The organism is Pontibacter arcticus (assembly GCF_003284895.1).
Lineage (GTDB): Bacteria > Bacteroidota > Bacteroidia > Cytophagales > Hymenobacteraceae > Pontibacter > Pontibacter arcticus.
Genome location: NZ_QMDV01000005.1, coordinates 91,474 through 104,268, shown reverse-complemented (window position 1 = coordinate 104,268; position 12,795 = coordinate 91,474). Strand labels below are relative to the sequence as shown.

At 45.0% G+C, this 12,795-nt stretch carries 13 protein-coding genes; 11 read left to right on the top strand and 2 right to left on the bottom strand.

Annotation, left to right across the window (positions count from 1 at the left end):
* Nucleotide 1: 1 nt before the first annotated feature.
* A complete protein-coding gene (gene mnmH / locus DP923_RS15625) occupies nucleotides 2-1,030 on the bottom strand; it encodes a tRNA 2-selenouridine(34) synthase MnmH (RefSeq protein ID WP_112306825.1) in 1,029 nt (342 codons plus the stop codon).
* A gap of 2 nt (nucleotides 1,031-1,032) precedes the next feature.
* The gene (locus tag DP923_RS15620; RefSeq protein ID WP_112306824.1) at nucleotides 1,033-1,746 is read right to left on the bottom strand and encodes a pyridoxine 5'-phosphate synthase; all 714 of its coding nucleotides are present in this window, start codon (nucleotides 1,744-1,746) and stop codon (nucleotides 1,033-1,035) included.
* A gap of 173 nt (nucleotides 1,747-1,919) precedes the next feature.
* On the opposite strand from DP923_RS15620, the gene DP923_RS15615 reads away from it, so the two are divergent.
* The 11 genes from DP923_RS15615 (at nucleotide 1,920) to bamA (ending at nucleotide 12,787) form a co-directional block, all read left to right on the top strand.
* Entirely contained in the window at nucleotides 1,920-2,381 is a 462-nt protein-coding gene (locus DP923_RS15615; protein WP_112306823.1) for a GatB/YqeY domain-containing protein, read from the top strand.
* A 156-nt stretch (nucleotides 2,382-2,537) separates the two neighbouring features.
* Nucleotides 2,538-3,056: a CvpA family protein gene (locus tag DP923_RS15610; RefSeq protein WP_112306822.1), complete on the top strand. Its 519-nt coding sequence runs from the start codon at nucleotides 2,538-2,540 to the stop codon at nucleotides 3,054-3,056.
* A 120-nt stretch (nucleotides 3,057-3,176) separates the two neighbouring features.
* Nucleotides 3,177-3,746: an anthranilate synthase component II gene (locus tag DP923_RS15605; RefSeq protein WP_112306821.1), complete on the top strand. Its 570-nt coding sequence runs from the start codon at nucleotides 3,177-3,179 to the stop codon at nucleotides 3,744-3,746.
* A gap of 47 nt (nucleotides 3,747-3,793) precedes the next feature.
* Entirely contained in the window at nucleotides 3,794-4,570 is a 777-nt protein-coding gene (locus tag DP923_RS15600; protein ID WP_112306820.1) for an alpha/beta fold hydrolase, read from the top strand.
* On the top strand, nucleotides 4,567-5,232 hold the full coding sequence (locus DP923_RS15595; RefSeq protein ID WP_112306819.1) for a CBS domain-containing protein: 666 nt from the start codon (nucleotides 4,567-4,569) through the stop codon (nucleotides 5,230-5,232). The genes DP923_RS15600 and DP923_RS15595 overlap by 4 nt, the downstream gene beginning before the upstream one ends.
* Nucleotides 5,233-5,241: 9 nt before the next feature.
* Entirely contained in the window at nucleotides 5,242-6,636 is a 1,395-nt protein-coding gene (locus DP923_RS15590) for a BamA/TamA family outer membrane protein (RefSeq protein ID WP_239021066.1), read from the top strand.
* A 14-nt stretch (nucleotides 6,637-6,650) separates the two neighbouring features.
* The gene (locus DP923_RS15585; protein ID WP_112306818.1) at nucleotides 6,651-7,535 is read left to right on the top strand and encodes an NAD kinase; all 885 of its coding nucleotides are present in this window, start codon (nucleotides 6,651-6,653) and stop codon (nucleotides 7,533-7,535) included.
* Between the two features lie 123 nt (nucleotides 7,536-7,658).
* Nucleotides 7,659-8,672, top strand: coding sequence for a DUF6089 family protein (locus tag DP923_RS15580; protein ID WP_112306877.1), 1,014 nt, complete (start codon nucleotides 7,659-7,661; stop codon nucleotides 8,670-8,672).
* A 48-nt stretch (nucleotides 8,673-8,720) separates the two neighbouring features.
* The gene (porG, locus tag DP923_RS15575) at nucleotides 8,721-9,491 is read left to right on the top strand and encodes a type IX secretion system protein PorG (RefSeq protein WP_112306817.1); all 771 of its coding nucleotides are present in this window, start codon (nucleotides 8,721-8,723) and stop codon (nucleotides 9,489-9,491) included.
* A 60-nt stretch (nucleotides 9,492-9,551) separates the two neighbouring features.
* The gene (locus tag DP923_RS15570) at nucleotides 9,552-10,295 is read left to right on the top strand and encodes an isoprenyl transferase (RefSeq protein WP_112306816.1); all 744 of its coding nucleotides are present in this window, start codon (nucleotides 9,552-9,554) and stop codon (nucleotides 10,293-10,295) included.
* A gap of 8 nt (nucleotides 10,296-10,303) precedes the next feature.
* Complete coding sequence (gene bamA, locus DP923_RS15565) at nucleotides 10,304-12,787, top strand: outer membrane protein assembly factor BamA (protein ID WP_112306815.1); 2,484 nt, start codon at nucleotides 10,304-10,306, stop codon at nucleotides 12,785-12,787.
* The last annotated feature ends 8 nt before the right edge of the window (nucleotides 12,788-12,795 follow it).

Below are 12,795 nucleotides of genomic sequence, written 5' to 3'. Positions count from 1 at the left end.
GTTAAAGTAAGTTGTGTTGGCGGGCAAACCCAATCAGTTGCTCCGCATTTTCGGCCGGATTTATACTTTGTAAAGGCAACGTGAAAACATGTTTCTTGTGTGCTAATTCAAAAGTATACGCCTTGTCGTAATACACTAGTGCAATTTCCACCATCTTTTCCATGTCGCCGGTGGCAATGGCTTGTAGTGCTTCCTGGGTGGCAAGCCCGCCAAGTCGTTTTTTTATTTTGAGTACAGCAGCTTCGAGCAAATCTTTCTCAACCTGACAGTATTCTTCGGCTAGTTTCCGGATGCGTATTTCTCTTGGTATTTCCAGTACAAGCGTGGGTGCCTGCTGCATCTGGTCGTAAAAAGGTTTGGGCATCTGTACCCGGCCTATACTTGTACTTTCGTCTTCGAGCCAGAGCGGTTGCTGGGTGTTAAGCGCTAACAAAGCTGTGCCGAGCAGGTTTTCGAAATGTTCAGTGCTGGGCTGCGGTGCCATGTTTATACTTCCGAAAGCGGAGCCTTTGTGACTGGCCAACTCCTCTAAATCTATACTTTGCTGACCGGCTTTTTGTAAGTAGGGTAACAGATCTGTTTTGCCGCTGCCGGTAAGGCCGCCAATAACAAGTATAGGCCAGGGTTTTGTAAATTGCTCCTGAATCAGGTGGCGGTAGGTTTTATAACCACCTTCCAGCAAATGTACCTTGAAACCCGAAAAATCGAGGAGCCAAGCCATGGCGTTGCTGCGCATGCCGCCCCGCCAGCAATGTACCAGCAGCTCTTTATTTTGCGCTACTTTACCCGCCTGTTTCACAAAAGCCGACATCTTTGGTCCGAACAGATCTAAACCCAATAATACAGCCGGGTCGTGGCCCTGTTGTTTATAAGCGGTGCCTACCGTGGCACGCTCCTCATCATCAAAAATAGGAAAGCTTACAGCCTGCGGAATATGGCCAACAGCGAATTCTTTGGGCGCACGCGCATCCAATATGGGCAGTTGTTTTGCCTTCTCCAGAAACTCCTGAACGGTAAGTATGTTTACCACGGCTATTGCAGCTGGCGCAAGTATAACTGGATCGTGTTCTCCAGCCCAAAGTATAACGCGTCGCAAACCAGGGCATGGCCTATACTTACTTCCTGCAAATTCAGGAGGTTGTCTTTTAAGTATTTCAGGTTGTCGAGGTCGAGGTCGTGGCCGGCATTTAAACCTAAACCAAGCTCGGCTGCCTTCTCGGAAGCCTGTACATAAGTTGCAATGGCAGCATCGCGGTTTTGGTGGTAGCCGCTGGCATAGGCTTCGGTGTACAGTTCTACGCGGTCGGTGTCTACGGCTGCTGCGCCTTCCAGCATACTTAGGTCAGGGTCAACAAAAATAGAAGTCCGGATGCCCGATTCTTTTAGTTTATGGATGATATCTTTCAGGAAATCCTTATTCCGGATCGTGTCCCAGCCAGCGTTGGATGTAATTGCATCGGGCGCATCAGGCACCAGCGTTACCTGTGCCGGTTTTATATCCAGCACCATCCGCAGGAAGTCCGGCGTTGGGTTGCCTTCGATGTTAAATTCGGTGGTAACGATCTCGTGCAGGTCGTACACATCGCGGTACCGGATGTGGCGCTCGTCGGGGCGGGGATGTACGGTAATGCCCTGCGCTCCGAAGCGCTCACAATCTTTGGCTACCTGCACTACGTTTGGTCTGTCACCGCCACGGGCGTTCCGTAGCGTAGCTATTTTGTTTATATTTACACTCAGTTTGGTCATGGGTATGCAATTACGGCCCTTTGGGCTGTTTATACGTTAGCTTTACAAATGACTAAAGTAACAGAATTTTGTTTAAGTTGATAACCCGCTGCCTCGCCAACCCGGCATAACGTAGCTACATACCCGCAAACAGAATTTTTATCAAACCATAAAAGTATAAACGCAACAAAACTATGAGCCTGAAACAACGCATAGACGCCGACATTAAGCAAGCCATGCTGGCCAAAGACAAAGCCCGCCTACAAGCCCTCAGAAGTATAAAATCGATGATCATGCTGGCCGAAACCGAAAAAGGCGGAGCCGAAGGGATATCGGAAGATGCCGAAATGAAACTCCTGACCAAAGCTGCCAAGCAACGCCGCGAATCGGCTGAACTGTATGCCAAGCAGGACCGCCCGGACTTGGAAGAAGTAGAACTGGGAGAGCTGGCTGTTATCGAAGAGTTTTTGCCAAAGCAACTCGATGCCGGCGACTTACGCGTGCATTTGCTTGATATTATCCGTCGTGTGGGCGCTACCGGCCCTTCTGATTTAGGGAAAGTGATGGGCGTAGCTTCGAAAGAACTGGCTGGCAAAGCCGATGGCCGCGCTATTTCAACAGCCGTTAGTGATCTGCTGAATAATACTGATTTTTAGTATCACGTAGCACGACACACGTATCAGGATTTATGATGACAAAAGACTTTTTGACAAAGGATAAAAGATATTGCTAGCAGCAATTTATACTATATTTTCTTTGCCAAGGAATCGTGCTGCCTGATACGTATGTCGTGATACGTTATTCCTTTTAACATGAGTACGTTCGATATTTTTCTGGCTATTCCGATTGCGTATGGCGCTTTTATGGGTTTCCGGAAGGGGTTGCTGCTGGAACTGGTTTCGCTGGTGGCGTTGGTGCTGGCCATACTTGGGGGACTAAAGTTATTGGATACGGCCCTGCCGGTTATAGCCAGTTTTGTCGGCGATGCCCATGGCCTGCTTCCTTTTGTAACGTTTATACTTGTGTTTGCCGGTATCATCTTATTGGTGCGGGTAGTTGGGTTGCTGCTCAAGAAAGTAATCGATTTTACGCCGTTCGGTTTTTTTGATAATTTCCTGGGAGGCGTTTTGGGAGCTCTTAAATGGTGTGTAGCTATCAGTTTGCTGTTATATGTTTCTAACCTGGCCGGCATCAGCATCTCCAAAGAAACAGCCGCTGCGTCGGTGGTTTACCCGTTCGTAATCAAAACAACACCTTATGCGCTGGAGATTTTAGGATACGTAATGCCCTTTATCAAAGCGCTGATTACCTCGCTTAAGCATCAGTTTTAAGAGTTGATGTGTGAATTGTTTACTTGGCTAATTATATTATATAATCTGAAAAGATTCTTTATCAATTAAACCATTCAGTAATTAATACATGACCACATTAAACAATTAGTACCTTAGCCCATGCTTCTTCTGCTCGATAACTTCGACTCTTTTACATATAACCTGGTGGATTATTTCGGGCAGCTTGGCGTAGAAGTGCATGTGGTCCGGAATGATGCCAGCCTGGAGCAGTTACAGCAATTACCGTTGACAGCCATCGTTTTGTCGCCGGGGCCGGGCGTGCCACAACAAGCCGGTAACATGATGGAAGTTATCCGGTATTACCACAGCCGCCTGCCCATGCTCGGCATTTGTTTGGGCCACCAGGCGCTTGGCGAGTTTTTCGGAGCGAAAGTAGAGAAGGCCACTAAACCAATGCACGGCAAGCTGTCGGAAATTAGTTGCGAGCCAGACCCCATTTTCGAAAGTATACCTGCACAAATTACAGTTGTACGCTATCACTCGTTGCTGGTAAAACAAGTGCCCGAAAGTATAATCGCGCTGGCATATACAGCTGCCGGCGAACTGATGGCTTTCCGGCATAAAACGTGGCCGTTGTATGCGCTGCAGTTTCATCCGGAGGCCGCTCTTACTACTTATGGGTTGCAGATGCTCAGAAATTGGCTGACAATTGCTAATTTTACAGCTTAATGTTTCTTATATTTTTATTATAGATTTCTTTTACATAGTTTCCATACATGAATCTACAGGTCAGACAAGAAGGCGAGTTTCAGTATATAGATGAAGGCCAGGGAGAAGTTTTGTTATTATTGCACGGTCTTTTTGGTGCATTAAGCAACTGGAATGGCGTTGTAGATCACTTTTCTAGAAACTACAGAGTTATTATTCCGCTGATGCCTATTTACGAAATGGCATTGCATAAGGCAGGTGTACCAGGGTTGGTAAACTTTGTAGAAGATTTCGTGAAACTGAAAAGACTAACCGACATGACTTTGCTTGGCAACTCGCTGGGCGGCCACGTAGCGTTAGTTTATACTTTAAAAAACCCGAATAAAGTAAAACGCCTCGTATTGACCGGTAGCTCAGGTTTGTTCGAAGATTCGATGGGAGGTTCGTTTCCGAAGCGTGGCAATTACGATTATGTAAAAGAGCGTGTTGGTTATACTTTTTATGATCCGGCCACAGCCACCCAGGAATTAGTGGATGAAGTTTTCGGCATCACCAACAGTAACTCCAAATGTTTGCGTATCATCGCCATCGCTAAATCTGCACAGCGCCATAACATGGCAAAAGATATTACCAGCATCGAAGTGCCGACGCTTCTGATCTGGGGCCTGAACGATACGATTACGCCGCCGCTGGTAGGGTATGAGTTTAACAGGCTGATGAAAAACTCGGAATTACATTTCATTGATAAGTGCGGACATGCACCGATGATGGAACATCCTGACAAGTTTAACAGTATCTTAGAAAAATATTTAGTTCGCACCTCACAGCTTACAACTAGTACATGATAGCCGAAGAACTCATCAACCACATGATACCGCCGCTTAAACTCTACGACACCGTAGAGAAGGCTTTGCGGTGGATGGATGAGTTTCGTGTGAATGCATTGCCTGTAGTAGCCAGCCGGAAGTATGCGGGCCTGGCCACAGAAAACAGCCTGATCGAGTTGCCTGACCGCACCCGCACCCTTCGGGACATTACACTCGAGTACCCCGATGTGTTCGTGATGAGCTCCCAGCATTTTTATGATGTGATGGAGGCTGCCATAAAAAATAAAATTCTGGTAGTACCTGTGCTGGATGAGGAGCAGGAATACATGGGCATCATCACCATCAACGATACGCTTACGGCTTTCGGACAGATGTCGGCGTTGCAGGGCCAGGGAAGTATACTTGTACTCTCCATGCCGGAGCGCGATTATTCTCTCAGCCAAATCAGCCGGCTTATTGAGGAAGAAAACACCAAGATCCTGAGCGCCTATGTCTCTCCCGACGAAGCCGACCCTTACCAGATTAAGCTGACGCTGAAGTTAAATAAAACAGACCTCACCCGTATTATTGCCACATTAGAGCGTTTTGAGTACCGCATTACAGCCCAGTTTACCGATAGCACCCCAGACGATGGCGGCCGTGACAGGCTGGATATGTTGCTGAAGTACCTAGATATATAAGCGAGCGCAGTGAGGCTTTCGTATTTCTGTGTTTTGCTGGCTTTGTTTCTGGTGCAAAGTATAAATGCGCTTTCCAACCCTTGCCCGTTTCCGGTTGTTCAGGTTACAGGCATTGCTTTTTCGGGTAACAACACTACCAAAGCACAGGTGCTGGAGCGCGAACTTACCTTTTCTCTTCAGGACTCTATAAAGACAAACGACCTGGATTCTTTGCTGGAAGATAACCAGAAAAGGTTGTTTAACCTGCGGCTTTTCCATACGGTGACTTATCGTTATACTTGCGATGCCGGCAATGTGCAGGTAACTTATACGATGCAGGAACGGTTTTATTTGTACCCGATTCCGGTGTTCGATTTTGCAGACCGTAATTTTAATGCCTGGCTCGAGAAAAAAGACTGGAGCCGCATCGATTATGGCCTTAACCTGACGTTGCGTAACTTCCGGGGCCGTAACGAAGATGTACGCGCGCGCATCCAACAGGGCTTTAACCAGCGCCTCGAACTGGTTTACCGAATTCCATACATCAGCAGGAAGTATAAACTAGGCTTGGAACTGGGCGCTTTCGATTACCGCAGCCGCACTGTCAGCTATACCAACCGTCGCAACAAGCAGGTATTTTTTGAGCAGGAGTCAGGGTTTCCTATCCGGCGTACATCTTTTGCTGCAGCTTTGCTTCATCGTGTAAATGTGCAGCGGCAGGCAGCCCTTGTAGTTTCGTATCAGCAAGAGCAAATTTCTGATAGCGTAAACGCATTAAATCCGGAATATTATGCTTCTGATATAACCCAACGGCAATTTCTCAGGCTTGATCTGTCCAAAACAGTTAACCTGCGCAATAATTTTGCATATCCCCTAAAAGGAAGTTATTTTGAAGCTGGCGTCGGACAGCAGTTTTTCCTGAACAACGCTGGCTCGCCAATTACCACCCTACGGGGCAAGTATGTAACGTATAAGCAACTGGCCGATAAGTATTATTATATGGTGGGCGCCGAAGGGCAGGTGCGGTTAGCGCAGCGGTATACTTTCGCAGATAATGTGGCGCTGGGTTTCCGGTCTAATGTGCGGGGCTATGAGCTTTATGTAACCGGCGGGCAGCATTTCGGGGTTTTTAAACAGGGGCTTACACGCGAGTTGCTTAACATAGAAAGTATAAAACTAAAATTTATCCGTAGCCCCAAGTTTAATACTTTACCTTTAGCCCTGTACCTGAATGCCTTTACGGATGCTGGGTACGTAATCGATAAAGAATTTGAAGCTACCAATGCCTTAACAAACAGACTTTTGGCAGGGGCTGGTCTGGGGCTGCATGCCATCACGTTTTACGATATTGTACTTCGCCTGGAGTATACTTTAAACAGAGAAGGCGACAGGGGTGTTTACTTTAGTACCCGGTTCCCTTTTTAACTGATTTTAGGAATATGAAGATAGCTATACTTGGTAAACCTTTCAGCGCTGAGATCGCTCCTTTTATACAAGTGCTCTTTGATGAACTGAAAGATCGCTCCACCGACGTAATTATACTGGAGTCATTTTATTCTTACCTTAAAAACACCATCAGCTTACCGACCGGCATCGATACGTTTAACCGGGGCGATAAATTAACTGGTGTAGAGATGGTGCTAAGTATAGGCGGCGACGGCACCTTGCTGGATGCTGTAACTTATGTAGGCGCACAGCAAATTCCCATACTTGGTATAAACACAGGCCGGCTCGGTTTCCTGGCTACCGTCCCTTATGACAGCATACCCGTAACGCTGGATGCCATTTACAAAGGCCATTATACATTAGACGACCGCGCGCTTATAAAAGTGGACTCTGACCAGGATATTTTCGACGGCATAAACTTCGGTCTTAATGAATTCAGTATTCAGAAGCGCGATACATCGTCCATGCTGGTGGTGCATACGTATATTGATGGAGAATACCTGAACTCTTACTGGGCTGATGGTTTGGTGGTGGCAACGCCCACAGGATCTACCGGCTACTCGCTTAGCTGCGGCGGCCCCTTGGTGCTCCCTCAAACCAATAATTTTGTCATTTCACCCGTATGCCCGCATAACCTGAATGTCAGGCCCATGATTGTATCTGACCGAAGTATAATTTCTTTTGAAGTAGAAGGCCGCAGCAGCAGTTACCTGGCTTCCCTCGATTCAAGATCTATTCCGGTTGATATGACAGTGCAATTGGCAGTTAAAAGAGAAAATTTTGTAGCACGCTTAGTTAAACTACATCATGTTAATTTTCTCTCCACCCTTCGTAGCAAATTAAACTGGGGATTAGACAAACGAAACAGCATACTTTAATAATTCATATTAAGTATACGTAATATTGTTTCTTTCCTTGAAATTAATGTTTAATTTTGTCTGGCTCTAATTGGCAGGTTCTTATAACCCATTGGAATGCCGGGATTTATGATATTTGTAGTTATGAAAAAAAGTAGTACCATTTTCTTATTGCTGGTCTTTCTGTTTATTCTGGTAGCGACCGATGCTGATGCTCAACGTTGGACTCAACGAAAAGAATATGCCTCTGTAGGTGTGAATGTTGGTGCTATGAACTATTTCGGGGATATCGTGCCTGCTCCGGATTTTACAAGCCTTCGTATTAAATCAACCCGCCCAAGTGTTGGTGTTAGCTATACATATCGTTTCGCTCCGCGTCTTTCGTTTAGAGGTGGTTTAAACTGGGGCCGCGTTACTGGCTCTGACGCTGAAAGTGCATCAGCGAACGAGGCTGAAAATGAAGGCCGCTTCAAAAGAAACCTTTCTTTCAGAAATGATATAAAAGAATTAAGTGGTGTTCTGATCGTCGATCTTTTCGAAAACAGAAGTGTTTACCGTCGCCGTCCGGATTTTGTACCGTATGGTTTTGTAGGTCTTGCCCTTTTTCATCATAATCCAAAAGCATATTACGAAAGAGGTTCTCACCCAGGCATTACGGCAGCACAGGATATTGCAACCGGTTGGTATGAGCTGCAACCATTGGGTACAGAAGGTCAGTATGCTGATGCCGGAACCGGAGAAGCCTATCCAAAACCATACAAGCGTATCCAGGTTGCTATTCCGTTTGGTTTCGGTGTACGTTACAAAGTTGACAGAAACTGGGACCTTAGCTTAGAAATCGGCTGGAGAAAAACCTTTACAGATTACCTGGATGATGCCAGCTCAGCTTATGCGTTAAAAGCTGATATCTTAAATGGCGGAGGATCAAATCCAAGAGCTGCAGCAATACTTTCTGACAGAAGTGCAGAAACTCGTTTAGGAACAATAATAGGTGATCCGGCAGGACCAAGTGTACCGTATAAGCGCTTACAAGGCTATGGTACGCCAACAGAGAACCCTTTCAGAGGTCACAATTCTGACGAAGATTGGTACATCAGCACTGGTATCAGTCTGAATTATATTTTAGCTACGCGTATACGAAGTCCGAAATTCAGATAATAGAATAAAAAATGATACGTTGTTCGTAAAACTCCGTATTAGCGCTACATGACAATTCACGAATTTAAACAGGCACTCCTTATTTGTTCATTGTTACAAATAGGGAGTGTTTTTTTTAGCAAAGCAACTTTTGCACAGTCTCCGGTTACAACAAGTGAGATAGGCCTGGGTATTGGTGGCGCAAACTATAAAGGTGAGCTTGCTCCCTCTTATAGATTTGGAAACAATCAGCCTGCACTTACTGTCTTTTATCGCCGTGATATTTCAAAACCCATCACAGTGCGTGGCGGTATCATGCTAAGTCACCGTATTAAAGATGACAATACCATAAGCGATGATGCGTATAATCTCCCCTATCCGAATTATCGCCAGGCTGAGGTCAAGTTGAGTCTGGCCGAACTATCAGGAGTAGTAGAGTATAATTTCCTCGATTACTATGATATGCGCCGTAACCCACGTTTTTCTCCCTATTTTTTTGCAGGCCTTGCAGGTTTTGTATACAACGTGAAACTGGCAACAGATAATGGCTTACTGGCAAGCGATCTTAACAAACCTTATAAAACCAAAATAGGTGTAGCTATTCCGTTTGGGGCAGGTGTTAAGTATGCCTTAAGCCGCCACTGGAACCTGGGCCTTGAGTTTGGTGCCCGGAAACTTCTCACAGATAATTTAGATGATCTGGCTGAAGCTGATGGCCCTGTTGTAGCAAACCGCCACGACAAAGATTGGTACTTCTATAATGGTATCAGCTTGTCTTATACAATTTTCAGATTAAATTGCCCCCCACCTTACAGAGCCACACCAGGCATTTTAGATTAGCGAAGGAAAGTTAGCTGAGTTTGCCTTGCATTTTGTAACTTGCAAGGAAATTGTGGTTTAATGAGTCCAAAAGATAAAGTAGATTTAAACAATTTACCCAAACACATCGCCGTTATCATGGACGGCAATGGAAGATGGGCTAAACAACGGGGTGGCTTGCGCATTTTTGGGCATCAGAGCGCTATTAAAGCTGTACGCGAAACAGTAGAGTCTGCTGCGGAAATGGGAATAGAGTACCTTACTTTATACGCATTTTCTACGGAGAACTGGAACAGGCCTGCTTTAGAGGTTTCTGCACTTATGCAGTTACTGGTATCCACTATTCGCAAAGAAACAGCGACGTTAAATAAGAACAATATCCGGTTACAGACAATAGGCAATACAACAAGCTTGCCTAAAGCATGCCAGCAGGAATTGCAGGAAGCTATAGAAATAACAAGCCAGAATAGCCGCATGACGTTGGTGTTGGCATTAAGTTATAGCGGGCGCTGGGATATTACGCAGGCTATGCAACGGCTGGCAGAAGATGTGGGTCATGGTAAGGTAGAGGCAGCTGCTATAAACGAACAAAGTATAGCTAACTATTTGTCTACGGCAGGTATGCCTGATCCCGAGCTTTTGATCCGCACAAGTGGCGAACAGCGCATCAGTAATTTTTTACTTTGGCAGATAGCTTATACCGAACTTTACATTACAGATTTGCTTTGGCCTGATTTCAGGAAAGAGCATCTGTACGAAGCCATAATATCTTATCAGCGCCGCGAGCGCCGGTTTGGAAAGACGAGTGAACAACTAAATAAGTAATAATATTAATGATAAGATGCATCTGGGTGCTTGTGTTTCTGCTTATAATGGGCACAGCATCGTCTCAAAATCTAAGTAGCCCTTCTTCTCAATCAAATCAAATAGACTACGCGCAACCTCAGCAGTACCGTATTGGCGATATAAAAGTTACCGGAACTACTTTCCTGGATGCGAATGCGCTTATATCTGTAGCTGGTCTGAAAGTGGGCGATGAAATAACCGTGCCTGGTGAAGATATTAGCCGCGCTATTCAGAAACTTTGGGACCAAGGTATACTTGGCGACATAGAAGTATTTATCACCCGCCTGGAAGGGAATGAGATTTCCCTGAATTTTGATCTGAAGGAAAGGCCTCGCCTTTCTAAAGTAGAGTTTAAAGGTATAAACAAGTCGCAGCAAGATGCCCTTAAAGAGAAAATAAGTATACAGAAAGGTAAAATTGTAACAGATGCGGTTCTGAACAGTACCCGTAACGTAATCCGGGATTACTATTTGGAGAAAAGCTTCCTGAATGTTAAGACTAATATCACCCAAAAGCCTGATCCGGCTTTGCCAAACAGCGTTGTACTTACTATTGATATAGAAAAAGGCAACAAAGTTAAAATATCGGATATAGAGTTTGTTGGCAACGAAGCATTTAAGGATAAAAAACTGGAGCGCCAGCTGAAGAAAACCAAAGAGAAAAGATTCTACAGGTTTTACGTCTCTTCTAAGTTTCAAAAAGAAGAATACGAGAATGATAAGCAACTCTTACTTGACTTTTATAACTCCGAAGGATACAGAGATGCGACTATTGTTTCCGACTCTGTTTTCAAGACAAAAGACGACCGTTTAGGCATCCGCATTACAGTAGATGAAGGGCAGCAATATTATTACCGCAATATAACCTGGAAAGGAAATTACCTGTATGACGACGCTTATCTGTCTAGAGTTTTAGGTATAAAGAAAGGCGATGTCTATAACAAACAAGAGCTTGAAAAGCGCTTAACCTATAACCCGACAGGTATAGATGTTTCCGGGCTTTATCAGAATGACGGTTACCTGTTCCAAAGTATAGATCCGATCGAAGTACGTGTACAGGGCGACTCCATTGACCTGGAAATGCGTGTTTACGAAGGCCCGCAGGCAACAATCGATAAAGTAATGGTAACCGGAAACGATAAAACCAGTGACTTTGTTATTCTGCGTGAACTCCGTACGTTACCAGGCCAGAAGTATAGCCGTGATGACTTGATAAGATCCAGAAACGAACTGGCAGCACTCGGTTATTTCGACCCGGAGCAAATAGGCTTGAACCCGATCCCAAACCAGGCAGAAGGTACAGTAGATATTAACTATAGCGTAGTAGAAAGACCAAACGACCAGATCAGCTTATCTGGTGGCTGGGGCGGACCGATTGGTGCCGTAGGTACAGTAGGTTTAACCCTGAATAACTTCTCTACGCGTAAATTCTTTGACTGGGATGCCTGGAGGCCAATACCAAGCGGCGATGGGCAGCGTTTATCCTTAAGTGTGCAGGCAAACGGTAAATACTACCAGTCGTACAGCTTATCGTTTACAGAGCCCTGGTTAGGTGGCCGCAAGCGAAACTCGTTAACGGCAAGCGTATTTAAAACTATACGCAGAAGCCCAAGCAGCGATATTGACAGCCGATTGAATGTAGATGGAGCTTCCTTAAGTTTAGGTAGAAGACTAAACTGGCCGGATGACTTCTTCTTCATGAACCATTCAATTTCTTATAACCGCTATAACCTTAAAAATTATGCGTTGTTTCAGGATTTTGATAATGGTAGCTCAAACAGTATCTCAGTTGTTAATACTATTGGCCGTTCAAGTATAGATAACCCGACTTTCCCAAGAAGAGGATCGTCTCTAACACTGAACATCAACTTAACACCGCCATATTCCTTGTTTACAGATAAGCGGAATAACTATGAGTTCATCGAATTTAATAAATGGATGTTCGATGCTTCTTACTTTATAAATCTGGCAGGGAATTTGGTATTGAACACAAGAGCGCACTTTGGTTTCTTGGGTACCTATACGAATGATAGTGAAATCGGCCCTTTTGAAAGATTTAAACTGGGTGGTGCCGGCCTTGGTGGTGGTAATATTTTTGTTGGAACAGAGTATATAGGTTTACGTGGTTATGATGACGAATCTGTTGTGAACAATGCTGATCCAACGCTACGCTCTGCTGGTGGTGTAGCTTATAACAAATTTGTGATGGAAGCACGTTATCTGATCTCTCCAAACCCAGCTGCTACTATTTATGGTTTGGCTTTCCTGGAGGCAGGTAACAACTTTGCTTCATATGATCGCTACACACCATTTAAGCTTTATCGCTCTGCTGGTGTAGGCGCACGTATATTTATGGCTGCATTTGGTTTGTTAGGATTTGATTATGGTTGGAGATTGGATGATCTGCCAGGTCAGCCGCAGGATGCTAAGCGAGGCATGTTCCACTTTATCATAGGACAGCAATTGCGTTAAAACTGGAA

What these genes read in the sequence shown, in the direction of transcription:
- DP923_RS15620 (WP_112306824.1), bottom strand. Translation starts at nt 1,746, where the DNA reads ATGACCAAACTGAGTGTAAATATAAACAAAATAGCTACGCTACGGAAC.
- DP923_RS15615 (WP_112306823.1), top strand. Translation starts at nt 1,920, where the DNA reads ATGAGCCTGAAACAACGCATAGACGCCGACATTAAGCAAGCCATGCTG.
- DP923_RS15610 (WP_112306822.1), top strand. Translation starts at nt 2,538, where the DNA reads ATGAGTACGTTCGATATTTTTCTGGCTATTCCGATTGCGTATGGCGCT.
- DP923_RS15605 (WP_112306821.1), top strand. Translation starts at nt 3,177, where the DNA reads ATGCTTCTTCTGCTCGATAACTTCGACTCTTTTACATATAACCTGGTG.
- DP923_RS15600 (WP_112306820.1), top strand. Translation starts at nt 3,794, where the DNA reads ATGAATCTACAGGTCAGACAAGAAGGCGAGTTTCAGTATATAGATGAA.
- DP923_RS15595 (WP_112306819.1), top strand. Translation starts at nt 4,567, where the DNA reads ATGATAGCCGAAGAACTCATCAACCACATGATACCGCCGCTTAAACTC.
- DP923_RS15585 (WP_112306818.1), top strand. Translation starts at nt 6,651, where the DNA reads ATGAAGATAGCTATACTTGGTAAACCTTTCAGCGCTGAGATCGCTCCT.
- DP923_RS15580 (WP_112306877.1), top strand. Translation starts at nt 7,659, where the DNA reads ATGAAAAAAAGTAGTACCATTTTCTTATTGCTGGTCTTTCTGTTTATT.
- porG (WP_112306817.1), top strand. Translation starts at nt 8,721, where the DNA reads ATGACAATTCACGAATTTAAACAGGCACTCCTTATTTGTTCATTGTTA.
- DP923_RS15570 (WP_112306816.1), top strand. Translation starts at nt 9,552, where the DNA reads ATGAGTCCAAAAGATAAAGTAGATTTAAACAATTTACCCAAACACATC.
- bamA (WP_112306815.1), top strand. Translation starts at nt 10,304, where the DNA reads ATGATAAGATGCATCTGGGTGCTTGTGTTTCTGCTTATAATGGGCACA.